Source organism: Streptomyces sp. NBC_00080 (assembly GCF_045041255.1).
In the GTDB taxonomy this organism is placed as follows: Bacteria; Actinomycetota; Actinomycetes; order Streptomycetales; family Streptomycetaceae; genus Streptomyces; species Streptomyces coriariae.
The window spans coordinates 3,456,307-3,480,935 of record NZ_CP108235.1 but is presented as its reverse complement, the minus strand read 5'-3'; the positions used below and the strand labels follow the sequence as shown (position 1 = coordinate 3,480,935).

Here is a 24,629-nt window from a genome sequence, read left to right as displayed (position 1 = left end):
TGAACCGAGTTGAAAGACATCGGGGGACAGAAGAAATGGAATTCCTGGTCCTGGGATCTCTGGAACTGCGTGAGTCGGGCATCCCGATCCGCGTCCGGGGCATGCGGCAACAGCGGCTCCTCGCCCTGCTGCTCCTCAACGCCAACCGGGTCGTTCCGATGGACGCGCTGGTGGACGAACTGTGGGAGGACCCACCGCCGTCGGCCCGTCCGCAGGTGCACAACGCGATCCGCGACCTGCGCCGCATCCTCTCCGCGTCGGACGGGACCAGCCTGGTCACCGTGGACGTCGGCTACCGCCTGGTCGTACCCGAGGACGCCATGGACGCGCACCGGTTCGTCAGCCGGGTGCGCGCGGCCAAGGTGGCGGAGCGCGAGAACCGGTACACCGAGGCCGTCCGGCTGCTCCAGTCGGCGGTGGACCTCTGGCGCGGGGAGGCCTTCGCCGGTATCCAGTGCCCGGCGGTCTCCGGCGCCGCGGTCAAGCTCGCCGAGCAGCGGCTGACCGCCGTGGAGGACCTCGTCGCCCTGCGCCTGAAGCTCGGCGAGACCGGCTCCCTCGTCGGCGAACTGCACGCGCTGATCGCGGAGTACCCGCTGCGCGAGGCCCTGCGCGGCAGCCTGATGATCGCCCTGTGCCGCAGCGGCCGGCAGGCCGACGCCCTCGCGGTCTACGACGAGGGCCGGCGGTTCCTGGTGGACGAACTAGGCCTGGAGCCGAGCCCCCGGCTGCGCGCCCTGCACGCGGAGATCCTCGCCGACTCCCCGGACCTGCACGGCTCGGCGGGACCCGCGCTCGCGGCGGCGGCCGGCGCCGAGCCGTCCGACGACCGCGGGACGGGACCGTCCGCACCGCCCGGGAACGGCAGGCACTACCTGCCCCACGACCTCACGGACTTCACCGGGCGCACCGCGGAACTGGCCACCCTGACGGCCGTCGCCGCACAGGAGCCGGGCGGCTCGCCGGTGATGGTGGCGATCGACGGCATGGGCGGGGTCGGCAAGACGACGCTCGCGGTGCGCCTCGCCCACCGGGTCACCGAGCTCTACCCGGACGGGCAGTACTTCATCAACCTGCACGGCTTCAGCGCGACCCGGTCGCCGGTGCCGACCGAGCAGGCGCTCGCCGTCCTGCTGCAGGCGAGTGGCCTCACCGCGCAGGAGATCCCGCCCAGCCTGGAGGAGCGCAGCGCCCTGTGGCGCTCACGCCTGGCGGGCCGCCGCTGCCTGGTCGTCCTCGACGACGCGGCGGACAGCGCCCACGTCACGCCCCTGCTGCCGGGCACCGGGGGCACGTTGGTGCTGGTGACCAGTCGGCGCAAGCTCACCGCCCTGGACGGCGCGCTGCCGCTCTGCCTCGACGTGCTGCCGTCCGCCGACGCGGTGACGCTGTTCCGGCGGATCGTCGGAGAGCCCCGCGCGCGGCGCGAACCGGCGCAGGTCGCGCGGGCCGTCGAGCTGTGCGGCCGGCTGCCGCTGGCCCTGCGCATCGCCGCGACCCGGCTGCGCGACCGTCCGGCGTGGGCCGTCGCCGACCTCGTCGAGCGCCTCGCGCAACCGGCGCAGCGGGCCCGCTGTCTGCAGACCGCCGACCGCGACCTGATGGCCGTGCTGCGGGTGTCCTACGACCATCTGAGCGCGCCCGAAAGGCGGTTCAGCAGGCTCATCAGCCTCCAGCCGGCCGCCTCCTACGACATCGCGCACGCGGCCCTCGTCACGGGGCTGCCGGCCGGGGACGTGGAACACCACTTCGACGCGCTGATCGAGAACAACCTGATCCGGGAGGACACCCCGGCCAGGTTCTCGTTCCACAGCCTGATCCGGGACTGCACCCGGGAGCTGCTCGTCGAGGAGGCGGGCGCGGCCGCCTGAACCGAATCTCCGTTCCGCCCCTGGTCGTGCCGCGCTTACGATGCGCGCAGTCGTACAACTGCCTGAACCGTCTGAACCAGGAGCACGGTACCCGTGTCCATACCCCCGCCTCCCGGGCCGCACCAGCCCCAGGACCCGTACCAGCCTCCGCAGCCGCAGAGCCCGTACCCGCAGGACCCGTTCGCCCCGCCCCCGCAGGACCCGTTCGCCCCGCCCCCGCAGGACCCGTACGCCCAGGGGCCGTACGGCCCGCAGGGCCCACCGGGCCCGATGGGTCCGGGGCCGATGGGGCCGTACCCGCACCCCTCGTACCCGCAGGCCCCGTACGGTGCGGTGCCCTACCCCGTCTGGGGCCAGGGCTACAGCCCCTACGGCCGGCCCTCGCCGGTCAACGGTGTGGCCATCGCCGCCCTCGTCCTCGGCCTGCTCTGCTTCCTGCCGGGCGTCGGGCTGCTCCTCGGGATCATCGCCCTGGTGCAGATCAGGAAGCGGGGGGAGCGCGGCAAGGCGATGGCGATCGTGGGCACGGTCCTGTCCTCGGTCGGACTCGCGGTGTGGGTCCTCGCGCTGTCCACGGGCGGCGCCTCCGACTTCTGGGACGGCTTCAAGGAGGGTGCGAGCGGCAACTCCAGCTTCGCGCTCGCCAAGGGCGACTGTTTCGACGTGCCGGGTGAGACCTTCGACGAGGACGTCTACGACGTCGACGAGGTCGACTGCTCCGGTGAGCACGACGCCGAGGTGTTCGCCACGGTCCCGCTGACCGGCGACAGCTTCCCGGGCGACGACCACGTCACGGACGTGGCCGACGACAAGTGCTACACGCTCCAGGACGCCTACGCGATGGACCCCTGGGCGCTGACCGACGAGGTCGACATCTACTACCTGACGCCCACCGCCGACAGCTGGAGCTGGGGCGACCGCGAGATCACCTGTGTCTTCGCCAACGTGGACGAGAAGGGCACCCTGACCGGCTCGCTGCGCGCCGACGCGTCGACGCTCGACCCCGACCAGTTCGCCTTCCTCAAGGCGATGGCCGCCGTCGACGACGTCCTCTTCGAGGAGCCGGAGGAGTACGCCGAGGAGGACCTCGCGAGCAACCGCACCTGGGCCGGTGACACCGGCGAAGTGACCGGCAATCAGGCGGACCAGCTGGGCTCGCACCTCTGGATGACGCCGGCCCGGGAAAAGCCGATGGCCGCCCTGGTGAAGGACATGCGGGACGCGGCGAAGGAGTGGACGGCGGCGGAGAAGGCCACCGACGCCGACGGCTTCTACGAGCACTACGACACGGCCTACGCCTACGTCGACGGGGCCACCACGGTCACGGCCCGCAAGGCTCTGGGCCTGGCCACCACGCCGCCCACCTACGACGAGGACTCCGACAGCGGGAGCGGCGGCACGGGCGGGGGCGACAGCGACAGCGGCCTGGATGTGTGATCGCGTCCATAGCGGGGAGAAAGTGCCTGGGTAAAGGGTTTCCCGAGCGCATGTCATCACATCGAGTGATTCTCTGGCCTTTGCTTGCACGGCACAACCCACGGTTGCCAGGCTGTAGCTGTCTGTACAACCTGATGGGAGTGGCCAGTGACATTCGGTGAGCAGCCGGCGTATCTGCGTGTCGCGGGTGATCTCCGCAAGAAGATCGCCGACGGGTCGCTGCCACCGCACACCCGGCTCCCTTCGCAGGCGAGGATCCGGGAGGAGTACGGGGTCTCCGACACCGTCGCCCTCGAGGCGCGCAAGGTGCTGATGGCCGAGGGGCTGGTCGAGGGCCGCTCCGGTTCGGGCACGTATGTGCGCGAGCGGCCCGTGCCACGCCGGATCGCCCGCTCCGGCTACCGCCCCGTGAGCGGCGCCACGCCGTTCCGGCAGGAGCAGGCCGAGGCGCACACGCGGGGGACCTGGGAGTCCAGCAGCGAGCAGGCCGAGGCGGGCGTCTCCGTCGCCGAGCGGCTCGGCATCGCGTCCGGCGACCGCGTGATGTGCACCAGGTATGTCTTCCGGGAGGCCGGCGAGGCGATGATGCTCTCCACCTCGTGGGAGCCCCTCGCCGTCACCGGCCGCACGCCCGTCATGCTGCCCGAGGAGGGTCCGCTCGGCGGGATGGGCGTCGTCGAGCGGATGCGCGCCATCGACGTGATCGTCGACAACGTCACCGAGGAGGTCGGCGCCCGGCCCGGTCTCGCCGAGGAGTTCCTCGCCCTCGGTGGCGTCCCGGGGCATGTCGTCCTGGTCGTCCAGCGCACGTACTACGCCTCGGGCCGCCCGGTCGAGACGGCCGACGTGGTGATCCCGGCCGACCGTTACCGGGTCGCCTACCACCTGCCGGTGAAGTAACCGCCGGAGTGCGCCGGGGGCGTCTCCCGGCGCGGGGCGGGCTCCGCCCCCGGCGGCGTGGGTGAAGCGGTGGGGGCGGGGGTGCCGTCCGGGGCGGTAGCGCATTCCCACGGGCGGCGCACACCCTTCCGGCAGTTGCCCCCGGTATCCGCCCGCCGTGGGCCCGCCCGCGCGCCGTCGGAATCCGGTCGTTTCCGGTTGTTCCCGCAGGTCGTCCCCCAGGTGCCCGGAACCCCGCCGACCGGACGCATCGCGGCGCGCGCACGGCGCGTTCGGCCTCGCGCGCCCCCTGCGTCTTGGCTGGTTGCGTACCTCTTTGTGCAAAGTCGTGTTCGGTGCGTAAAGGTAAGGCGTACGCTCGGGCATATGCGGATTGCGGTTTCCTTAGAGGGCGGGGCGCGAGGCGTGCCGCGGACGGGATCCGGGCGGGCCGGGACGAGAAGGGGGTGTGGGGCTCGATGAACGACAGCACCATCTCCCTGCCCTGGCTCGTCATACGGCAGGACGACAACGGCAATCGCTACCGCGTGGGCAGGTACGCGACCCGGGCCGAGGCCCAGAAGACCGCGGACAGCCTCGACAGTCGCGGCCACAAGCAGCTCTACTGGGTCGAGCGCATCGGCCAGGGCCAGGCACAGGCCCAGGCGCAGAACGGGGACGGCACGCTGAACTGACGTTCCGTGCGGTCCCGTAGGCTCCGGCACATGACGGAACGGATCGTGGTGGTGGGAGCCGCCCTGCTCGACGCCGGCCGCCTGCTCGCCGCGCGCCGCAGCGCACCCCCGGAACTCGCCGGCCGCTGGGAACTGCCCGGCGGAAAGGTCGAGCAGGGAGAGGCGCCCGAGGCCGCGCTCGTGCGCGAGCTGCGCGAGGAACTCGGCGTCGAGGCCGAGACGGTCGAGCGCGTCCCCGGCGAGTGGCCGCTCAGGCCGCCCTACGTCCTCCAGGTGTGGACCGCCCGGCTGTGCCCCGGCTCCGCCGCTCCCGAGCCCCTCCAGGACCACGACGCGCTGCGCTGGCTCGCCCCGGCCGAGATCTGGGACGTCGACTGGCTGGACCAGGACGTACCCGCGGTACGCGAGACACTCTCGAAACTCGGCACCGGAGCCCGCTGAACCGGGCCCCGCCGAACCGGGCCCCGCCGAACCGGCGCCGCCGGGCCGGGGTTCCGTCGACGGGGGGCGCGTCGGGCGGCGGCGGGTTCGATCCGGGGGCGCTTCGACCGGGGGGCGGGTCGCCGCGTACGCCGTTCGTGCCACAGTGCGCCTCGCTGTGCGGTACTGGCCACCAAATATCGGGTATGTGGCCATTAACCCCACGAAACCGGACATGGGTTTACTCGCTGGCCCGGGAAGTGATCGGCGTGATCGACACCGACGGAGAATGCGCCGAGTGGACGTTCCCCGCGGACCCCGGTGCGGTGCGCACCGCCCGCGGTGCCGTCCGCGGCCAGTTGCACAACTGGGGCCTCGACAGCCTGAGCGACATCGCGGCGCTGCTGGTCAGCGAGCTGGTGACCAATGCCCTGCGGCACGCGACCGGCCCCATCGGCCTCCGTCTGGTCCGCCCCGCCGGCCTGGCGGACGTCCTGCTGGTCGAGGTCTCCGACCCGCTGCCCGACCCGCCCCGCGAGCGGGTCGCCCAGCCCGAGGACGAGAACGGGCGCGGACTGCAGCTGGTTGCCTCCTCCTCGCGCCGCTGGGGTAGCCGGCCCGGGAACACCGGCAAGACGGTCTGGTTCGAGCTGGCGGTGCCGGGTTGACGGGGCGTCTCACGGGGATGAGCCGGTGTACGGCGGGGCTCGCGCTGTCGCCCGTCCGGTTCCGGTCTCCGAACGGTCCCGGAAGAGGTGGTTCGACGGCGTGTCCGCTGGTTAGAAGACTGGAAGTGTTGTCGCGGGACGGGCCAAAAAACGCCTGGACCGTGCTGTGATCGTGAACACCGTGTCGTGCGGACCCGTAGTGCTGGATACTGCGGGCAGCCGCCGCCGGTGACCGGTGCCGGACGCGGTGAGCTGGAGGGGACGGTTCGCGTGAGCGAGATACCAGCGAAGGCCACGGAGTCCGAGGACCCGTCGGGCGGCGCGAGGGCGAAGGCCGCGGGTGCGCTCGCCGCCGATGCCGCGCACGGCTTCGCCGACGGCCCGGGCGACGCGGCGACGCCAGGTGACGCCATGTGGCAGAGCAGTCCGCCCGGTTCGATCTACGACTACATCAAGGTCGCCTCGTTCTCGATCGGCCCCGACGGCCTCGTCGACCAGTGGAGCCTGCGCGCCGAGCAGATCTTCGGCATCCCCGCCGACCGGGCCGTCGGCATGGACCCCATCGACGCGTTCATCGACCCCGACCTGCGCGAACGCGGCCAGCGCAAGATGGCCGAGATCCTCGACGGGCGGGAGTGGACCGGCGTGGTGCCGTTCCGGATGCCGGATCCGGTGCCCGGCGGCGGCCGCGGTGAGAAGGGCCTCGCCGAGGTCTACGTCATGCCGACGCGCAGCCTGGACGGCGAGAAGGCCGCCGTGTGCATCGTCGTCGACGTCCGCACGCTCCGCAGCATCGAGACCGACCTCGCCGCCTCGCAGGCCATTTTCGGCCAATCCCCGTTCGGCTTCCTGCTGATCGACCCCGACCTGCGGGTCCGCCGCGCCAACCACCGGTTCGCCTCGATCTTCGGCGGCACCCCCGACGACCACCGCGGCAAGGGCGTCCACGACTACCTGCCCCGGCCCGAGGCCGACCGGGTCAGCGCGACCCTGCGCAGGGTCCTGGAGACCGGCGACTCCATCACGGACATGCACGTCACCGGTTTCGTGCCGGGCTCCGACGAGCGCCGGCACTGGTCGATCAACCTCTACCGCGTGCACAGCGGCACCGGCAGGCCCATCGGCATCGCCTGGCTCGGCACCGACATCACCGCCCGCCGCGCCGCCGCCCGCGAGGCCGCCGCGGCCCGGCGCAATCTCGCCCTGCTGAACGAGGCGGGTGCCCGCATAGGGAACTCCCTCGACCTGGAGACGACCGCGCGCGAACTCCTCGACGTCGTCGTGCCCGGCTTCTGCGATCTCGCCACCGTGGACCTCTACCAGGGCCTCCTGGCCGGCGACGAGACCCCGTCCGGCCTCGCCGACGGCAGCGCCGAACTGCGCCGGGTCGCCTTCTCCTCCGCCGTCTCCGACGCCCCCTTCCCCGGCGCCGGCGCGCCCGTCGCGGTCGGCGCGGTCCACCACTTCCCGTTCAACTCGCCCTGCGCGGACGCCCTGCGCACCGCCCGCCCGCAGGCCATCCCCGGCGAGGAGGGCGGCCTCGTGCAGTCCACCCTCGCCGTCCCGATGGTCGCCCACGACACCGTCGTCGGCCTCGCGCAGTTCTCCCGGACGAAGGGCAGCGAGCCGTTCGGCGACCGGGACCGCGATCTGGCCGTGGAGCTGGCGGCGCGGGCGGCCGTCTGTATCGACAACGCCCGCCTGTACCGGCGGGAGCACGAACGGGCGCTGATACTGCAACGGTCGCTGCTGCCGCCCGGGGACCCGGTGGCCTCGGGCCTGGACATCGCCTGCCGCTATCTGCCGGGCAATGCCTCCACCGGCCGTCCGAGCGAGGTCGGCGGCGACTGGTTCGACGTCATCGAGCTGCCCGGCCACCGCACGGCGCTGGTGGTGGGCGACGTCATGGGCCGCGGTCTGCGCGCGGCGGTCGCGATGGGCGAACTGCGCACGGCCGTCCGGACGCTGGCGCTGCTGGACCTGGAACCGGCCGAGGTCCTCTCGGCGCTGGACGAGATCGCGCGCGGCCTCGGCGCCCCCGGAGGCGTCCAGCAGGCCACCCGGGCCGCCCGCCGCCCCCGCGAGGCCGACCTGTCCGAGGTGTACCTCGCGACCTGCGTGTACGCGGTCTACGACTCGGTGACCCGGCGCTGCACGTTCGCCAACGCGGGCCATCTGCCCCCGGTGCTCGTCGAACCCGGTGAGCCGGCCCTGATGCTCGACGTGCCGCCCGGCCTCCCGCTCGGCGTCGGCGGCGAGCCCTTCGAGGAGGTGGAGGTCGATCTCCCCGAAGGCGCCCTGCTGGCGCTCTACACGGACGGACTGGTCGAGTCGCGCGACCATCCGCTGGACGAGGGACTCAACGCGTTCGTCGGAGCCCTCACCGACCCCTCCAGCCCGCTGGAGGACGTCTGCGACCACGTCCTCAACACCCTCGACTCGCACCACGGCGAGGACGACATCGCGCTGCTGATGGCACGCGTGCAGGGCCTGCCCGTCGACTCGGTCGGCGACTGGACCCTGCCGCGCGAGCCGCGCAGCGTGGGCAGAGCCCGGGAACACGCCCGCGGCCAGCTGCTGGCCTGGGACCTGGAACCCCTTGTCGACACGACGGAACTGCTGGTCAGCGAGCTGGTCACCAACGCCCTGCGGTACGGCGAGGGCGAGATCCGGCTCCGGCTGCTCCTCGACCGCACGCTGGTGTGCGAGGTCTGGGACGCGGGCCTCGTCCAGCCACGCCGCCGCCGCGCCCGGGACACCGACGAGGGCGGCCGGGGTCTCCAGCTCGTGGGCCTGCTGTCGGCGGCCTGGGGCTCGCGCCGCACCCCGCGCGGCAAGACGGTGTGGTTCGAACTTCCGCTGCCGGACGGAGAGACGGGCCTGGCGGACCCGGCGGAGGCGTTGCTGAGCCTGTTCTGAACCCGTTCCGAACCGGCCCTGGGCCGATCTCCGAGCTCGTCCGGAGCTGGTCCGGAGCTGTTTCTGACCCTTCCTGCGGCCCGGCGCCGGTCACTTCCGGTCACTCGGGGCCGGGCCGTGCCTGGGCGGGCGGGCCGGTCCGGCGAAGCCCGCGGGCGTGCCGTCCTCGGGCTCCTCGGCGCGGACGATGCCGCCGAGCACGGCCCCGCCGGTGCCGGCCGTCTCCTCGGCGCCGACGGCACCCACGTACGGGTTCCCGTGCGCGCGTACGTCGCGCTCGGCGAGCTCCCGGGCCTCCAGTGCGAGGAGGTCGGCGGGCGGACGGTCCGCCGGGTCGCCCGTGGCGAGGAGCCGTTCCGCCTCCGCCAGCCGGGTGCGCGCGGTGGCGCCCACCGCGCCCCGGTGCGTCGCGACGAAGTCGGCCGCGGCGGCGGTGGCGGTGCGGGCGGTGATCAGCGCGGCGGCCGGCAGCACCCCGGCCCGCCCCGAGGTGACCGGCACGGTCGCCCGCACGATCCGACGCAGCACCCCGACCGGGTCCCTGGGCTGACCGCCGGTCAGCTCCTGCCGCACGGAGTCGAGCACGGCGTCGACGTGCAGCAGCCGGACCTCGAACCCGCCCGGGGTCGTCCCGGCGGCAGCGGGCGGCGGGCTCGCGTCGGGGCGGGGCTCGACCGGGTGTGGGGTCGCCGGTCCGGGGGCCGACCGCTGTCGCGCCGACGGGTCCCGCTGACGTCTGGCCCAGGCCAGCTCCGCCTCGGCGCCCGTGAGGGCGGCCGGCACGGTCTGCTCGGCCGACCGCAGCTCCGCGGCCAGCCGCTCGACGCCGTCGACGAAGACGGCCGCCTGGGCGACGGCGCCCTCGGCGGCGCGCAGCTGCCGGGCCGCCCGCTCCGGTCGCCCCGAATCGGCCGACTGACGGGCCTGGTTCAGCCGGACGGTGGCGAACAGGAGGCGGTCCTTGGCCTGTTCGACACTCCCGGTGACGGAGGCGGTGGCCGTGGGCGCGTACCGGGCCCGGAGCCCGGTGAGCACCGCTTCCGAGGCCCCCGCACGCCCCGCCAGCTCCCGGAACCGGCCCTCGGCGACTCCCAACGCCTCTCCCAGCCCCTGTTCCAGTCCCCGTAGCCGCCCGAACTCCGCGGCCACGGAGTCCAGCCGCCGACCGGCCTCCGCACACCGTCCGACGATCCCGGCGAGCGCGTGTTCCCGGGCCGCCTCCTCCGCAGGCACGCCCTCGTCGTACCGCTGCCGCATCCGGAACGCGGCGGTGAGTTCCGTCTCCGCCTCACGGACGGCCCGGCGGAAGGTCTCCAGGTCCCGCGCCGTGCACAGCGCCCCGGCGAAGCCGAGCTCGGTGCGTGCCGCGCGGACCCGGTTGTCGGCCTCGACGAGCGCCGCGCAGGCCTGCTCGTCGAGGGCCGCGAGAGGCGGCGACGACCTCGGCGGCGGTGAGCCGCCGGCCCCGCCGGGAGTCGTCCGGACGCGGGTGCGCCGGACGCGTCGTACGTACCCGTATCCGGCGATCGCCCCGGCCGCGCCGACCGCCACGAGCGGCAGCACCAGATCGACGGTGGACCGCTCGTCGCCCTCGGCCGCGGTGGCGCTCGCGCCGGGCGCCGGGTTCTTGATCGCAACCGGAGCGTCGCCACCGGACGTCATCCCTGGCAACACCAGCCACACGACCCCGACCGCACCGCCCAGCACGGCATGCGCCACCCGCACGGATATGTGCGACTTGGCACGCCGCGGCCGGCCCCGATGCAAGGAAGAGGTCACATTTGGGAGCGTATGGCCGCGATTACGGCCACGCGACCGGGATGCACCCGACACGGGGGCGGTGGGGCGGAACGACACGCGAGGGGGAACCGCGATGGAACGGCCACCGGGTCGCACGAAGCCGGAGACGGACACGAACGGGGTGCCGGAGGCAGGGCCGCACGCAGGGACGGGAGTGAAGGGGGAGTCGGAGGCCGAACCGCAGACGGAGAAGGACGCGCGGGGGGAGTCGGAGACCGACCCGCAGCCGGAGACGGACACGAACGGGGTGCCGCAGGCGGAGCCGCAGCCGGGGGCGGGGCAGGCGTCGGCCGGGTCCGTCGCGGCGGGCGGCGAAAGTGCCGTGGGTGGTGCCGGAGGTACGGGTGGTGCCGGAGGTGCCGAGGGGAACGGGACCGGCGACGATCCCGCCGCCGGGACGGCGCCTCGGCGCGGGCGTCGCGGACGGCTGGTGCGTCGCACCGTCCTCGCCCTGGTCCTGCTCCTCCTCGTCCCGGTCCTCGCCGCCGAGACGGCCCTCCGCGTGAACTACCTCGGCGACCCGGCCGACGGCACGTACACCCGCGGCAAGGACGCCATCTGGCTGGGCCACGCCTGGGTCGACGGCCGCAAGACCGACGCCGACGTCAAGGCCCTGGCCGACCGGCTCGGGAAGACCGGTATCCGAGACCTGTACGTCCACGCCGGCCCCCTGGAGCACAACGGCACCCTCCCGGCGTCGGCGTACGCGGGCGCGCCCCGGTTCATAGCCGCCGTCCACCGAGAAGCGCCGCAGCTCCGCGTCCAGGCCTGGCTCGGCGACGTCCTCGCCAGCGAGAGCCCGAACGGCATGCGGCTGGAGCGGGCCGAGACCCGCGCCGCGGTCGTGCGGTCCACCCGCGAGATCCTCGCCGCCGGCTTCCAGGGCGCCCACTTCGACCTCGAACCGCTGCACTCCGGCGACGGCGACTACCTGGGCCTCCTGGACGACCTGCGTGCCGTCACCAAGGCCCGGAACGCCCAACTCTCCGTCGCCGCGCACCAGATCGACCCGGTCCCCGGATTCCACTCCTTCTGGGGCACGACCACCGGCCACCCCAAGTGGTGGTCGCAGAAGTTCTTCGGCCAGGTCGCCCGCCGCGTCGACCAGATCGCCGTGATGTCGTACGACACCATGCAGCCGCTGCAGAGCACGTACGGCGGTTACGTCGCCCAGCAGACCTCGCTCGCCCTGGAGGTCACCCCGGCCTCCACCGACCTCCTGATGGGGCTGCCCTTCTACCACGAGAACCGGTTCGGCCACTGGAATCACGCCGAGACCGTCGCCGCCGCCGTCCGGGGCGTCCGGCTGGGGTTGTCCCGTACGGACGCCGACCGTGCGAACTTCGGCGTCGCGGCGTACGTGGACTTCGCGGCGACCGAGCAGGACTGGACGTCGTACGAGAAGGACTGGGTCCGGTAGCCGCGGCAGATCCGGTAGGCCCGGTCGACCCCTCCCCCGGTCCCGGCCCGGGTGGGATCATGAGCGCATGCTGCACTGGAGTCTGGTGGTCACGGCCGTCGTCTGTGTGACGGTCATGGCGGTGGTCGGTATCGCGGCCGTCATGCGGGGGTGGGTGCCGCCGTTCGGCCGCAGGCGGGTGCTGCGGCCGCGACTGTGGGGTGTCGGCGCCCTGATGAGCGCCCTGGGCCTGGGCCTCTTCATGTTCCTGGGCCCGATGGCCGCCCACGACCTGGCGGTCAACCCGTACGTCCCGCCCGCCGGAATGGCCGTCAACCTCGCCGGGCTCGCCGTCCAGATGCTCGCCCAGCGTCCCGGACACGCGCCCCGGCTGCCCCCGACGCCTACGACGAGCGCCTCCTGATCTTCGAACCCAGCCACACCAGCGGGTCGTACTTGCGGTCGACCGCGCGTTCCTTCAGAGGGATCAGCGCATTGTCCGTGATCTTGATGCCCTCGGGGCAGACCTCCGTGCAGCACTTGGTGATGTTGCAGTAGCCGAGGCCGTGTTCGTCCTGGGCCGTGCGCCGGCGGTCCAGGCCGCTCTCCTCGGCCGCGTCCAGCGGGTGCATGTCCAGTTCGGCGACCCGCATGAGGAAGCGCGGGCCCGCGAACGCCGTCTTGTTCTCCTCATGGTCGCGGACGACATGGCAGGTGTCCTGGCACAGGAAGCACTCGATGCACTTGCGGAACTCCTGCGAACGGTCCACGTCCTCCTGGAACATCCGGTACTCGCCCGGGCCGACCCCCTCGGGCGGCACGAACGCCGGAACCTCCCTCGCCTTGGAGTAGTTGAAGCCGACGTCGGTGACGAGATCGCGGATCACCGGGAAGGCGCGCAGCGGCGTGACGGTGATGGTCTCCTCGCGGTCGAACACCGACATGCGGGTCATGCACAGCAGCCGGGGCCGCCCGTTGATCTCCGCGGAACACGAACCGCACTTGCCCGCCTTGCAGTTCCAGCGGACGGCGAGATCGGGCGCCTGGGTGGACTGGAGGCGGTGGATGATGTCCAGGACCACCTCCCCGTCGTTGACCTCGACCTCGAAGTCCTTCAGGCCGCCGCCCTCGATGTCGCCCCGCCACACCCGGAAGCGGGCCTCGTAGCTGCTCACTCGTACAGCTCCTCTTCGGTGAGGTACTTGACCAGCTCCTCTTTCTCGAAGAGGGCGAGCAGGTCGGGGCGGATGGGTTCGGTGGTCTCGCGGGTGAGGGCGATCCGGCCGCGGACGGGGTCCGTCGCCGCCGGGCCGTCGACGGGGTCGACGGGCGCGCACAGCAGGTTGACGTTGCGCCACGCGCGGTCCATCGTCGGGTGGTCCTCGCGGGTGTGCCCGCCGCGCGACTCGGTGCGTTCCAGCGCCGCCCGGGCCACGCACTCGCTGACCAGCAGCATGTTCCGCAGGTCGAGCGCCAGGTGCCAGCCGGGATTGAACTGCCGGTGCCCCTCGACCCCGGCCCGCCACGCGCGTACCCGCAGCTCCGCCAGCTTCTCCAGGGCGTGCTCCATCTCGCCCTCGCGGCGGATGATGCCGACCAGGTCGTTCATGGTCTGCTGGAGTTCCTGGTGGAGCGTGTACGGGTTCTCCGGCGCGTGGTCCGCCCGGTCCCCGGGGCCCTCCGCGGAGAACGGCCGCAGCGCCTCCGCGGCCGCCGCGTCGACCTGCTCGTCGTCCACCGCCGGGCGTTGCGCACCGGCCCCGGCGGTGTACCGCGCCGCGTGCAGTCCCGCCCGGCGGCCGAACACCAGCAGGTCGGAGAGGGAGTTGCCGCCGAGCCGGTTGGAGCCGTGCATGCCGCCGGCCACCTCGCCGGCCGCGAACAGTCCCGGCACCCCGCGGGCGGCCGCCGTCTCGGAGTCGACCGCGATACCGCCCATCACGTAGTGACAGGTCGGTCCGACCTCCATGGCCTCCGCGGTGATGTCGACGTCGGCCAGCTCCTTGAACTGGTGGTACATGGAGGGCAGCCGACGCCTGATGACCTCGGCGGGCATCCGCGTCGACACGTCCAGGAAGACCCCGCCGTGCGGGGAGCCGCGGCCCGCCTTGACCTCCGAGTTGATCGCGCGGGCCACCTCGTCACGCGGGAGCAGCTCCGGCGGGCGCCGGTTGTGGTCCGGGTCCTCGTACCAGCGGTCGCCCTCCTCCTCCGACTCGGCGTACTTCTCCTTGAAGACGTCCGGGACGTAGTCGAACATGAACCGCTTGCCCTCGGAGTTCCTGAGCACCCCGCCGTCGCCGCGCACCGACTCGGTGACGAGGATGCCCTTCACCGACGGCGGCCAGACCATGCCCGTCGGGTGGAACTGCACGAACTCCATGTTGAGCAGCGGCGCACCGGCGAGCAGGGCCAGCGCGTGGCCGTCGCCCGTGTACTCCCACGAGTTCGACGTCACCTTGAAGGACTTGCCGATGCCGCCCGTCGCGATCACCACGGCGGGGGCCTGGAGGACGAAGAACCGGCCGGTCTCGCGTTCGTAGGCGAAGACCCCGCTCACCCGGGAACCGTCCTTGAGGACCCGGGTGACCGTGCACTCCTGGAAGACCTTCAGCCGGGACTCGTAGTCGCCGGTCTCGCGGTGGTCCTCCTGCTGGAGCGAGACGATCTTCTGCTGGAGTGTGCGGATCAGTTCCAGGCCCGTCCGGTCGCCGACGTGCGCGAGGCGCGGGTACTCGTGACCGCCGAAGTTGCGCTGGGAGATCCGGCCGTCCTTGGTGCGGTCGAAGAGGGCGCCCCAGGTCTCCAGCTCCCACACCCGGTCCGGGGCCTCCTGGGCGTGCAGCTCGGCCATCCGCCACTGGTTGAGGAACTTGCCGCCGCGCAGGGTGTCGCGGAAGTGGACCTGCCAGTTGTCGTGCTCGTTGGCGTTGGCCATCGCCGCCGCGATGCCGCCCTCGGCCATCACCGTGTGCGCCTTGCCGAACAGCGACTTGCAGATGACGGCGGTGCGGGCACCGCGTTCGCGCGCCTCGATGGCGGCACGCAGTCCGGCGCCTCCCGCGCCGACCACGACGACGTCCCACTCCTGGCGGTCGACCACGGACATCAGCAGGCCCCACTCATCTAGAAAAACCTCGGATCGTCGAAGGCACCGGACGCGACGAGATACACGTAGAAGTCGGCGAGCGACACGCTCACCAGCGACACCCACGCCAGCAGCATGTGATGGGCGTTCAGCTTCCCCACGAACCGCCAGGCCCGGTAGCGCACGGGGTGCCTGGAGAAGTGCTTCAGCTGGCCGCCGACGATGTGCCGGCAGGAGTGGCAGGAGATCGTGTACGCCCAGATCAGCGTGATGTTGACCAGGAAGACCAGGGTCCCGAGGCCCATGTGACCCCATGCGTAGTGCTCGTCGCGGAAGGCGAGCACGGTGTCGTAGGTCAGGATCCCGGCGACGACGATCGCTGCGTAGAAGAAGTACCGGTGGATGTTCTGGAGGATCAGCGGGAAGCGGGTCTCGCCGGTGTACTTCTTGTGGGGCTCGGCCACCGCGCAGGCGGGCGGGGACGCCCAGAAGCCGCGGTAGTACGCCTTGCGGTAGTAGTAGCAGGTCAGGCGGAAGCCGAGCGGGAAGATCAGGATGAGGATCGCGGGGGAGAGGCTCCACCAGCTGCCGAACAGGTCCCAGTTGGGGCCGGACCGCATGGTCTCGCAGTTCTCCGCCAGACACGGGGAGAAGAACGGCGAGACGTACGGCGCCGCGTAGTAGTCCGCGTTCGCGAAGGCCCGCCAGGTCGAGTAGACGACGAACGCCAGCAGGCCGGCGGCGGTGGCCGCGGGGGCCAGCCACCAGCGGTCGGTCCGCAGATGGGGAGCGGCGATCGCGGCGCGTCCTGCGCCGCGTACGCCGCTCGGGGGACGGTGGTCGGTGGGCGATGGTTCCGTACCAGTGGCCAACTCAGGACTCCGGTCGGGTCAGGGGGCGTGCCGGGTCAGGGGGCGTGCCGGCCCCGGGCGCCGAGTCCCTCGTCGTCCGTGTCGATCCACAGGGAGTCGTCGTACGGGGTGTCGGGGATGGTGACGAGCTCGGGCCTGCGCGACGAGCCGGGCTGGGAGGCGGCCTCGCGCAGCAGCGCGACGCTCTCCCTCAGATGGTCGGCGTCGGCACGGACCCGGCGCATTTCCAGGCCGGTGCTGCCGAGCTGTTGTTCCAGGCGGCCGACGGACCGGGAGAGGTCGTCGAGGCAGCGCTGGGCCGTTGTCAGGTCGTCGTGCACGGACATGAGCAGTCCTCGCTTCCGTGTGGGCTGGGCCCTGGACGGCAACGTTCATGCGCCTGCGAGTGTTGCGCGTCACACCGGTCGATGTGAAGGCGTGTGCAGCGATTGGCGGGTGCGTTGCTCCGCACGAGTGGCCTTGGCAGGCCCTGCCGCCGTGTCGCCCACGGCAGGCGAACCCTTTCCTCTTCAGTGAGCCTTAGATCTGATCAACTCCAAAATACCGCCAAACGTGATCAAAACGCACCCGCGTCGACGTATGCGCGTCCATGTATGTCGGGGTGTCGGGTCACCGGCGGCAGCGGCTCACCGGAGGTACCAGAGATGTCCCACGACGGCGTCGGCCCGCGCGCGGTGATGCGCTCGGTCGCCTTCCTCACCGCGGGCGCGCTCGCGGTGCCCCTGCTGTCCGGCTGCGGGTCCGCGGACGAGGCAGGCAAGCCCCTGGCCCGCCAGGACATCGCCCCGGTCGGCCGTGCCCAGGTCGCCGAGGGCGGCACACTCAGGTGGGCCGTGGACACGGTTCCGGAGACCTTCAACACCTTCCAGTCGGACGCCGACGCGACGACCACGCGGGTCGCCCAGGCCGTCCTGCCCTCGATGTACCGGCTCGACGCGACCGGGCGCCCACAGCGCGACTCCGACTACCTGGAGTCCGCGAAGGTCGTCGACACCGAGCCCAAGCAGGTCGTCCTGTACAAGCTGAACCAGCAGGCCGTCTGGAGCGACGGCCGGGAGATCGGCGCCGCCGACTTCGCCGCCCAGTGGCGGGCCCTGTCCGGCAAGGACAGCGCCTACTGGACCGCCCGCAACGCCGGCTACGAGCGCATCGAGAAGATCGAGCGCGGGGACAACGACCTGGAGGTCCGGGTCACCTTCAAGCGGACCTACGCCGACTGGCGCTCGCTGTTCTCGCCGCTGTACCCCAAGGACGTCATGGGCACGCCCGACGCCTTCAACGACGGGGCGCGCCGCAAGCTGAAGGTGACCGCCGGGCCGTTCGTGGTGAAGAAGGTCGACCGCAAGAACGACCAGGTCCGGCTCACCCGCAACACCCGCTGGTGGGGCCGGCCGGCCAAACTCTCCGAGATCGTCCTGACGGCCGTCCCGAGGGACGAGCGGGCGTCCGCGCTGGCCGCCGGGAAGATCGATCTGGCCGAGATCGACCCGGCCGCGGCGCAGCGCGTCGACGGTGCCGCGAACGGCACGGCCGGACCGCTGGCCGGTCCCGGCTCCGGGCGCACGGCGGCGAAGGCGCTGCGTTCCTGGGCGCTCGCCCACGGTTCGGACGAGGACACGGCCGAGGACGAGGTCGAGGCCCGCACCGAGCTGCGCAAGCAGGTCGCGAAGTGGGAGGAGCAGCAGAAGGCGCTGCGCGACTTCGAGGTGCGCCGATCGCTGGAGCCGGCGTACACGCAGCTGGCGCTGAACGGCGCGGACGGGCTGCTGGCGGACGAGCGGGTGCGGCGGGCCGTCGCCCGGGCGCTGGACCGCAAGGAACTGGCCAAGGTGGTGCTCAAGCCGCTCGGTCTGCCCGCGGAGCCGGTCGGCAGCCATCTGGCCCTGGCCGGGCAGGACGCGTACGCGGACAACAGCGGGGCGCTGGGCGGCCAGGACACCGCCGAGGCGCAGGCGCTGCTCGCGGACGCCGGGTGGGTGCCCGGAGGCCCGGTCGAGAAGCAGGAGAAGGCCGAGAAAGCGGCCGGCTCGGAGGGGAAGAAGGCGGGCGGCAAGAAGAGCGACTCCGACGACGACTCCGCGGACGGCGACGGCACGTACGTCGTCGGTGAGGACGACAAGGGGTGGACCGCGCGCAGGAGCGACGACGGCCGGCAGCTGGCCCAGGACGGCAAGCAGTTCAAGCAGGTGCACGGCGGCGCCCCCGGCGCCTACGCCCCGAAGGGGACCGCCGCGCCGGCCGCCGCCCCGGCCAAGGCGCTGGCCAAGGACGGCAAGGCGCTCAGCCTGCGGTTCGTGCTGCCGTCCGGCCCGGGGTCGGAGCCGCTGGCGGCGGTCGCCGCGCGGATCACGAGGATGCTGGCGAAGGTCGGCATCGGCACGGACATCACCAAGGTCTCGGACGAGAGCTACTTCAAGGACCACATCGCCTCGGGCCAGTACGACCTCGCCCTGTACTCCTGGCCCGGATCCGCCTTCCCCGCCACCGACGCCCGGCCGATCTACGCCAAGCCGGTGCCGGCCGCCGACGGCTCGCTGAACGTGGAGCAGAACTACACCCGGGTCGGCACCGATCAGGTCGATCAATTGTTCGAACAGGCGGTCTCGACCCTGGACGAGGGCGAGAAGCGGTCCCTGATCCGCAAGGCCGACTCCCGTATCTGGGCAGCTGCCGGATCGATTCCTCTCTATCAGCGCCCCCAGCTCACCGCGGTACGGAAGAGCGTGGTCAACGCGGGTGCCTTCGGCTTCCAGACCCCCGTCTACGAGGACATGGGCTTCCTGAAGAAGGGCGCGAAGAAGGGGGCGAAGGCCTCCGCGAGCCCCTCCGGGAAGTGAGCGCGAAGTGAGCCGAGTGGCCCTGCGGGGGCCGTCCCCCGCCGGGCCACGTACCATGGGGTGAGGCCGTGGCGTGTCAAGCCCGGCAGGGCCCGCGTAACAGACGTACGCAGCAGGGTCGCCCTCACACTCCGGGAGAACGCCGCTTTATGGCCACGCGCCACGACATTCGCAACGTAGCCATCGTCGCCCACGTCGACCACGGCAAGACGACTCTGGTCGATGCCATGCTCAAGCAGGCCGGTGCCTTCGCCGCGCACGCTGCCGAGTCGCTCGACGACCGCATGATGGACTCGAACGACCTGGAGCGTGAGAAGGGCATCACGATCCTCGCCAAGAACACGGCGGTGAAGTACCACCCCAAGGACGGGGGGGACGTCATCACCATCAACATCATCGACACCCCCGGTCACGCCGACTTCGGCGGCGAGGTGGAGCGCGGCCTGTCGATGGTCGACGCCGTCGTGCTGCTGGTGGACGCCTCCGAGGGCCCGCTGCCGCAGACCCGCTTCGTGCTGCGCAAGGCGCTCCAGCAGCGTCTGCCCGTCATCCTGTGCATCAACAAGACCGACCGGGCGGACTCCCGGATCGACGAGGTCGTCAACGAGACCTACGACCTCTTCCTGGACCTGGACGCCGACGAGGACCAGATCGAGTTCCCGATCGTCTACGCGTGTGCGCGTGACGGTGTCGCCTCGCTGACCAAGCCGGAGGACGGCACGGTCCCGCAGGACAGCGACAGCCTGGAGCCGTTCTTCTCCACGATCCTGTCCCACGTCCCGGCTCCGGAGTACGACGAGGCGGCTCCGCTCCAGGCGCACGTCACCAACCTGGACGCCGACAACTTCCTCGGCCGTATCGCGCTGCTGCGCGTCGAGCAGGGCGAGCTGCGCAAGGGCCAGACGGTCACCTGGATCAAGCGCGACGGCACCATGTCCAACGTGCGCATCACCGAGCTGCTGATGACCGAGGCGCTCACCCGCAAGCCGGCCGAGATGGCGGGCCCCGGTGACATCTGTGCCGTGGCCGGTATCCCGGACATCATGATCGGTGAGACCCTCGCCGACCCCGAGAACCCGATCGCGCTCCCGCTGATCACGGTCGACGAGCCGGCGATCTCCATGACCATCGGTACGAACACCTCGCCGCTGGTCGGCCGTGGCGGCACCGGCAAGGGCGCCTCCGCCAAGGCCGCGGTCAAGGACCGCAAGGTCACCGCCCGTCAGGTCAAGGACCGACTGGACCGCGAGCTGATCGGTAACGTCTCGCTCCGCGTCCTGGACACCGAGCGCCCCGACGCCTGGGAGGTGCAGGGCCGCGGCGAGCTGGCGCTGGCCATCCTGGTCGAGCAGATGCGCCGTGAGGGCTTCGAGCTGACCATCGGCAAGCCGCAGGTGGTCACCCAGGAGATCGACGGCAAGGTCCACGAGCCGGTCGAGCGCATGACGATCGACGTCCCCGAGGAGCACATGGGCGCGGTCACGCAGCTCATGGGCGTCCGCAAGGGCCGGATGGACAACATGTCCAACCACGGTTCGGGCTGGGTCCGCCTGGAGTTCGTCGTCCCCTCCCGCGGCCTCATCGGCTTCCGGACCGAGTTCCTGACCGGCACGCGCGGCACGGGCATCGCCCACTCCATCCACGAGGGCCACGAGCCGTGGTTCGGCACGCTGACGACCCGTAACAACGGTTCGCTGGTCGCCGACCGCGCGGGTGCCGTCACCGCGTTTGCGATGACGAACCTCCAGGAGCGTGGCGTGCTGTTCACCGACCCCGGCACCGAGGTGTACGAGGGCATGATCGTCGGCGAGAACTCTCGCGCCGACGACATGGACGTGAACATCACCAAGGAGAAGAAGCTCACCAACATGCGCTCCGCCGCAGCCGACTCGTTCGAGGCGATCGTGCCGCCGCGCAAGCTGTCGCTCGAGCAGTCGCTGGAGTTCTGCCGTGACGACGAGTGCGTCGAGGTGACCCCGGAGGCGGTTCGCATCCGCAAGGTCGTGCTCGACCAGCGTGACCGCGCCCGCACCGCGAGCCGCGCCAAGCACGGCTGATCCGCGGGTAGTTCACCGCCGCAGCACACTCGGAAGCCCGGGTGCCCCCATCGTGGGGGCACCCGGGCTTTCTGCAACCCGTTTTTCGGGGCTCTCGCGGTGACCGCTGTCCGAAATGCGGTGATCCTCGCCCGATAGCCATGTAACAAGTCCGTTTCGCGCCCTTCTCGCGCCAGAGACTTTGTCCGGATTTTGGAAGATCTAGGCGTCAGCTGTGACTGAATTGAGATTTAAAGACGGTGGTCGGCACATGGCGCATGCCAGATAGTTAGCCGCGTAACGCTCGGGTCAATGGGTCTCGCGCTGTGGGGACAGCGCCGACTCGCGAGCACCAGGGGGTGTCTGACCCTCCGTCAGGGGTGTCGGAGGTCGGACGAGCGCCCCCTCCTGTCGGTGAACACGTGGAGTCACAAGGAGGATCCCCATGCCAGTCAACCGGCCCATGCGGTCCATCACCGGTCTGTCCGCCTCCGCCCGCGGCGACTGTCACTGACCTGACGTCCGGCCGCCGACCGCGGCCGTTCGGCTACGCGCGTCCGGCTGCGGCTTCTTGTGAGCCGTCCGTGCGGCGCGCTCCGGCGTCCCTTCATGCACCGATCGGCGATCACGCGGCAGCAGCCCGCGTCCGTCGCCGGCTCGGCACACCCACACCCGTGAAGTGAAATGGGCGAACTGTGACAAGTCCTACCGACATCGAGGGCGGCGGTACGTCGGTCGTGGTCGACGGCGACCAGGAGCCGGCGGCGGCGCCCGAGGCCAAGGTGCCCGTGGGCCGGTCTCCCGGTCAGCTCATGTGGCTCCGCTTCAAGCGGGACCGCACGGGCGTGATCTCCGCCTACGTCGTGCTGCTCTTCTTCCTGGTCGGCCTGCTCGCCCCGCTGATCGCGAAGCTCTACGGCAACAACCCGTACACCGTGTACGCGGACGAACGGCCGGAGTTGTTCGACAGCGCGGGTGTGCCGGTACAGCCCAACGGCGGGATCAGCGGCGAGTTCTGGTTCGGTCTGGAACCGGGCAACGGCTACGACGTCTTCACCAAGTTGCTCTACGGCATCCGCAACTCCCTGGGCATCTCCCTCGCGGTCACCCTCGCCACCGTGCTGACCGGCATCGTCCTCGGGGTCGCGGCCGGCTATCTCGGCGGCAGGACGGACTTCCTGATCAGCCGGGTGATCGACTTCCTGCTCGCCATCCCGGCCCAGCTGTTCTTCATCGCGAGCATGCCGGTCGTGGTCTCCCTGTTCGTCAGCCCGCGCGACGAGACGCCCGTCTACGTCCGGGTCGTCGCCCTGATCTCGGTGCAGTGGTTCCTCGGCTGGATGAGTCTCGGCCGCATCCTGCGCGGCACCAGCCTCGCCCTGCGGGAAAGGGAGTTCATCGAGGCCGCCAAGGTGAGCGGGGCACCACCGGGGCGGATCATCCGCAAGGAGATCCTGCCCAACGTGGTCACGCCGATCCTGGTGCAGGCCACCTACATGCTGCCGAACTTCGTGACCGCCGAGGCCGGTCTGTCCTTCCTCGGCGTGGGACTGGTCGAACCGACGCCGGACTGGGGCCAGATGTTCTCCAAGGCGGCGACCGAACTCGTGATGCAGAACGACATCACCTACATGTTCTTCCCCGGTGTCTCGATGATCATCTTCATCGTGGCGTTCAACCTGCTCGGGGACTCGGTCAGGGACGCCTTCGACCCCAAGACGGCGCGCTGATCCGCACATCACGTCTTTTGGACTCACAGAGTGCTGGACTCAAAGAGATGGGTGGGAAACGAGTGATGGGTAAGGGTGGACGCCGCGCGTACGCCGCGCTCTCGCTGGTCGCTGCCGGAGCGCTCGTGCTCTCCGGCTGCAGCGAGGGCGGCAGCAAGGAAGGCAGCAACAAGGACGACAAGGAGAACGCCCAACGGCAGCAGTCCTCCATCGACTTCGGCGACGCGAAGGCCTCGACCGGCCCGGCCACCGAGGTCCCCGGTGCCAAACCCGGAGGCGCGGTGACCGTTCTCCAGAGAGACAGCTACGCGCACCTCGACCCCGGGCAGATCTACGTCTCCGACGAGATGGCGCTGTCGCAGCTCATCCACCGCGGGCTGACCGGCTACAAGGCGACCGGTGAGGACGGCAAGAAGCACGAGGTCGTCGGCGACCTGGCCACCGACAGCGGGACCACCACCGACGGCGGCAAGACCTGGAAGTACACGCTGAAGGACGGGGTCAAGTGGGCCGACGGCTCCGCGATCACCGCCACCGACGTGCGGCACACCTTCGAGCGGCTGTTCGCGCCGTTCGTCGCCAACGGCCCGACCTTCATCCAGCAGTGGCTCGCCGACACACCGGGCACCGGGTACCGCGACCTGCTCAAGGGCGGCCCGTACGGCGGTAAGCACCTGCCGGACACCGTCCTGGAGACGCCGGACGCGAAGACGGTCGTCTTCAAGTTCAAGAAGGCCAAGCCGGACCTGCCGTACGCGCTGGCCATGGCCGGCTACTCGCTCGTCTCGAAGGCGAAGGACACCAAGGAGAAGTACGACAAGGCCCCGATGACCGCGGGCCCGTACAAGATCCAGGAGTTCAAGTCCGGCAAGTCGATGGTCCTGGTGAAGAACACCAACTGGGACCCGAAGACCGACCCGATCCGGCACCAGTACATCGACCGGTTCACCTTCGCGTTCAACAAGCAGTACGAGGACTCCACCAAGGCCATCCTCGACGACTCCGGGGCCAACGCCACCGCGGTCAGCTTCAACAACGAGGTCGACGCGGGCAACCTGTCCAAGGTCCTCGCCGACGCGACGCTGAAGTCCCGTACCGTCGCCGGCTACCAGCCGTACGTGGGCCAGATCGACATCAACCTGACCCAGAAGGAGATGCAGGACAAGACGGTCCGCGAGGCCATCGCCTACGCCCTGCCGATCACCCCGTTCGTGCGCGCCTACGGCGGCACCGCGGCCCGCGAGGTCGCCGGCGGTCTGATCAGCCCGACCGTCTCCGGCTACAACCCGAACTTCGACCCGTTCGGCAAGAAGAAGAAGCCGGCCGGTGACCCGGTCAAGGCCAAGGAACTCCTGGAGAAGGCCGGCAAGGTGGGCCTGAAGCTGACCTTCGGCTACATCAACACCCCCGAGGGCCAGCAGTACTCGACCGCCATGGCCGCGGGTCTGGAGAAGGCCGGTTTCGACGTCCAGCGCCAGGAGATCCCGGCCGAGACGTACTACGACCAGGTCGGCAAGGTCAAGAACAACTTCGACATCTACCACACCGCGTGGGGCGCCGACTGGCCGAGCGCCTCGACCGTCATCCCGCCGCTCTACGACGGGCGCCAGATCCAGGACGGCGCCGCGAACTACTCGCACGTCAACGACCCGAAGGTGAACGCCGACATCGACAAGGCGAGCACCATCACCGACCCGATCAAGGCCGCGGAGGCCTGGAACAAGATCAACGAGTACATCGTGAAGGACGTCGTCTCCAACATCCCGACGGCGTACTACAAGCAGACCCAGATCGCCGGTTCGAAGATCGGCGGCCTCGTGTACGACGACGTCATCGGCGGCATCGACCCGCGCAGGCTGTTTGTGAAGTAACCCCTTCCCGAGCGCGGCGCCCGGTGCGCCCCGTCCCGCTTCCGCGACGGGGCGCGCCGGCCCGCACGGCCCTTTGAGCCGGCTTCACGAGCCGGCCTCACGAGCCC

18 protein-coding genes are annotated in these 24,629 nt (G+C 71.2%); 13 read left to right on the top strand and 5 right to left on the bottom strand.

Translation table 11 applies throughout. From position 1 onward, the window contains the following. The first annotated feature begins 35 nt into the window (after window positions 1-35). The 7 genes from OHU34_RS15235 to OHU34_RS15205 all read left to right on the top strand — a co-directional run bounded on the left by OHU34_RS15235 (window position 36) and on the right by OHU34_RS15205 (window position 8,889). Window positions 36-1,871 carry a BTAD domain-containing putative transcriptional regulator gene (locus OHU34_RS15235; RefSeq protein WP_405766782.1) on the top strand — a complete coding sequence of 612 codons (1,836 nt, stop codon included), beginning with the start codon at window positions 36-38 and terminating at the stop codon, window positions 1,869-1,871. Between the two features lie 93 nt (window positions 1,872-1,964). Further along, window positions 1,965-3,308: a DUF4190 domain-containing protein gene (locus tag OHU34_RS15230; protein WP_405766779.1), complete on the top strand. Its 1,344-nt coding sequence runs from the start codon at window positions 1,965-1,967 to the stop codon at window positions 3,306-3,308. Between the two features lie 147 nt (window positions 3,309-3,455). Continuing rightward, entirely contained in the window at window positions 3,456-4,208 is a 753-nt protein-coding gene (locus OHU34_RS15225) for a GntR family transcriptional regulator (protein ID WP_020127975.1), read from the top strand. Window positions 4,209-4,666: 458 nt separating this feature from the next. After that, window positions 4,667-4,882, top strand: a complete 216-nt coding sequence (locus tag OHU34_RS15220; protein ID WP_142266023.1) for an SPOR domain-containing protein — start codon at window positions 4,667-4,669, stop codon at window positions 4,880-4,882. A gap of 30 nt (window positions 4,883-4,912) precedes the next feature. Then, window positions 4,913-5,323 carry a (deoxy)nucleoside triphosphate pyrophosphohydrolase gene (locus tag OHU34_RS15215; protein WP_405766776.1) on the top strand — a complete coding sequence of 137 codons (411 nt, stop codon included), beginning with the start codon at window positions 4,913-4,915 and terminating at the stop codon, window positions 5,321-5,323. Window positions 5,324-5,508: 185 nt separating this feature from the next. Continuing rightward, window positions 5,509-5,970 carry an ATP-binding protein gene (locus tag OHU34_RS15210; protein ID WP_142266025.1) on the top strand — a complete coding sequence of 154 codons (462 nt, stop codon included), beginning with the start codon at window positions 5,509-5,511 and terminating at the stop codon, window positions 5,968-5,970. A gap of 270 nt (window positions 5,971-6,240) precedes the next feature. Beyond that, window positions 6,241-8,889, top strand: coding sequence for a SpoIIE family protein phosphatase (locus OHU34_RS15205; RefSeq protein WP_142266026.1), 2,649 nt, complete (start codon window positions 6,241-6,243; stop codon window positions 8,887-8,889). 90 nt (window positions 8,890-8,979) lie between these two features. On the opposite strand, the gene OHU34_RS15200 is transcribed toward OHU34_RS15205, so the two are convergent. Then, on the bottom strand, window positions 8,980-10,668 hold the full coding sequence (locus OHU34_RS15200) for a hypothetical protein (protein WP_405766771.1): 1,689 nt from the start codon (window positions 10,666-10,668) through the stop codon (window positions 8,980-8,982). Between the two features lie 268 nt (window positions 10,669-10,936). On the opposite strand from OHU34_RS15200, the gene OHU34_RS15195 reads away from it, so the two are divergent. Together OHU34_RS15195 and OHU34_RS15190 are read left to right on the top strand one after the other, a co-directional pair. Next, window positions 10,937-12,109 carry a hypothetical protein gene (locus OHU34_RS15195; RefSeq protein ID WP_405772259.1) on the top strand — a complete coding sequence of 391 codons (1,173 nt, stop codon included), beginning with the start codon at window positions 10,937-10,939 and terminating at the stop codon, window positions 12,107-12,109. 67 nt (window positions 12,110-12,176) lie between these two features. Further along, window positions 12,177-12,512 carry a hypothetical protein gene (locus OHU34_RS15190; protein WP_405766769.1) on the top strand — a complete coding sequence of 112 codons (336 nt, stop codon included), beginning with the start codon at window positions 12,177-12,179 and terminating at the stop codon, window positions 12,510-12,512. Here the strand turns inward: OHU34_RS15190 and OHU34_RS15185 are convergent. From OHU34_RS15185 to OHU34_RS15170, 4 genes are read right to left on the bottom strand one after another with little or no spacing between them, the layout of a single operon-like run. Then, on the bottom strand, window positions 12,493-13,263 hold the full coding sequence (locus OHU34_RS15185; protein ID WP_142266029.1) for a succinate dehydrogenase/fumarate reductase iron-sulfur subunit: 771 nt from the start codon (window positions 13,261-13,263) through the stop codon (window positions 12,493-12,495). The two genes, OHU34_RS15190 and OHU34_RS15185, sit on opposite strands and share 20 nt — an antisense overlap. Then, window positions 13,260-15,197, bottom strand: a complete 1,938-nt coding sequence (locus tag OHU34_RS15180) for a fumarate reductase/succinate dehydrogenase flavoprotein subunit (protein WP_142266030.1) — start codon at window positions 15,195-15,197, stop codon at window positions 13,260-13,262. The genes OHU34_RS15185 and OHU34_RS15180 overlap by 4 nt, the downstream gene beginning before the upstream one ends. A gap of 17 nt (window positions 15,198-15,214) precedes the next feature. Further along, a complete protein-coding gene (locus OHU34_RS15175; protein WP_142266031.1) occupies window positions 15,215-16,048 on the bottom strand; it encodes a hypothetical protein in 834 nt (277 codons plus the stop codon). Window positions 16,049-16,083: 35 nt separating this feature from the next. Continuing rightward, entirely contained in the window at window positions 16,084-16,374 is a 291-nt protein-coding gene (locus OHU34_RS15170; protein WP_054242666.1) for a hypothetical protein, read from the bottom strand. A 318-nt stretch (window positions 16,375-16,692) separates the two neighbouring features. Here OHU34_RS15170 and OHU34_RS15165 point away from each other — a divergent pair, with 318 nt between their 5' ends. The 4 genes from OHU34_RS15165 to OHU34_RS15150 all read left to right on the top strand — a co-directional run bounded on the left by OHU34_RS15165 (window position 16,693) and on the right by OHU34_RS15150 (window position 24,522). Beyond that, on the top strand, window positions 16,693-18,885 hold the full coding sequence (locus tag OHU34_RS15165) for an ABC transporter family substrate-binding protein (RefSeq protein WP_405766765.1): 2,193 nt from the start codon (window positions 16,693-16,695) through the stop codon (window positions 18,883-18,885). A gap of 149 nt (window positions 18,886-19,034) precedes the next feature. After that, window positions 19,035-20,942, top strand: coding sequence for a translational GTPase TypA (gene typA, locus OHU34_RS15160; RefSeq protein ID WP_142266033.1), 1,908 nt, complete (start codon window positions 19,035-19,037; stop codon window positions 20,940-20,942). 674 nt (window positions 20,943-21,616) lie between these two features. Next, complete coding sequence (locus tag OHU34_RS15155; protein ID WP_020127961.1) at window positions 21,617-22,651, top strand: ABC transporter permease; 1,035 nt, start codon at window positions 21,617-21,619, stop codon at window positions 22,649-22,651. A 65-nt stretch (window positions 22,652-22,716) separates the two neighbouring features. Further along, entirely contained in the window at window positions 22,717-24,522 is a 1,806-nt protein-coding gene (locus OHU34_RS15150; protein WP_142266034.1) for an ABC transporter substrate-binding protein, read from the top strand. Window positions 24,523-24,629 lie beyond the last annotated feature (107 nt).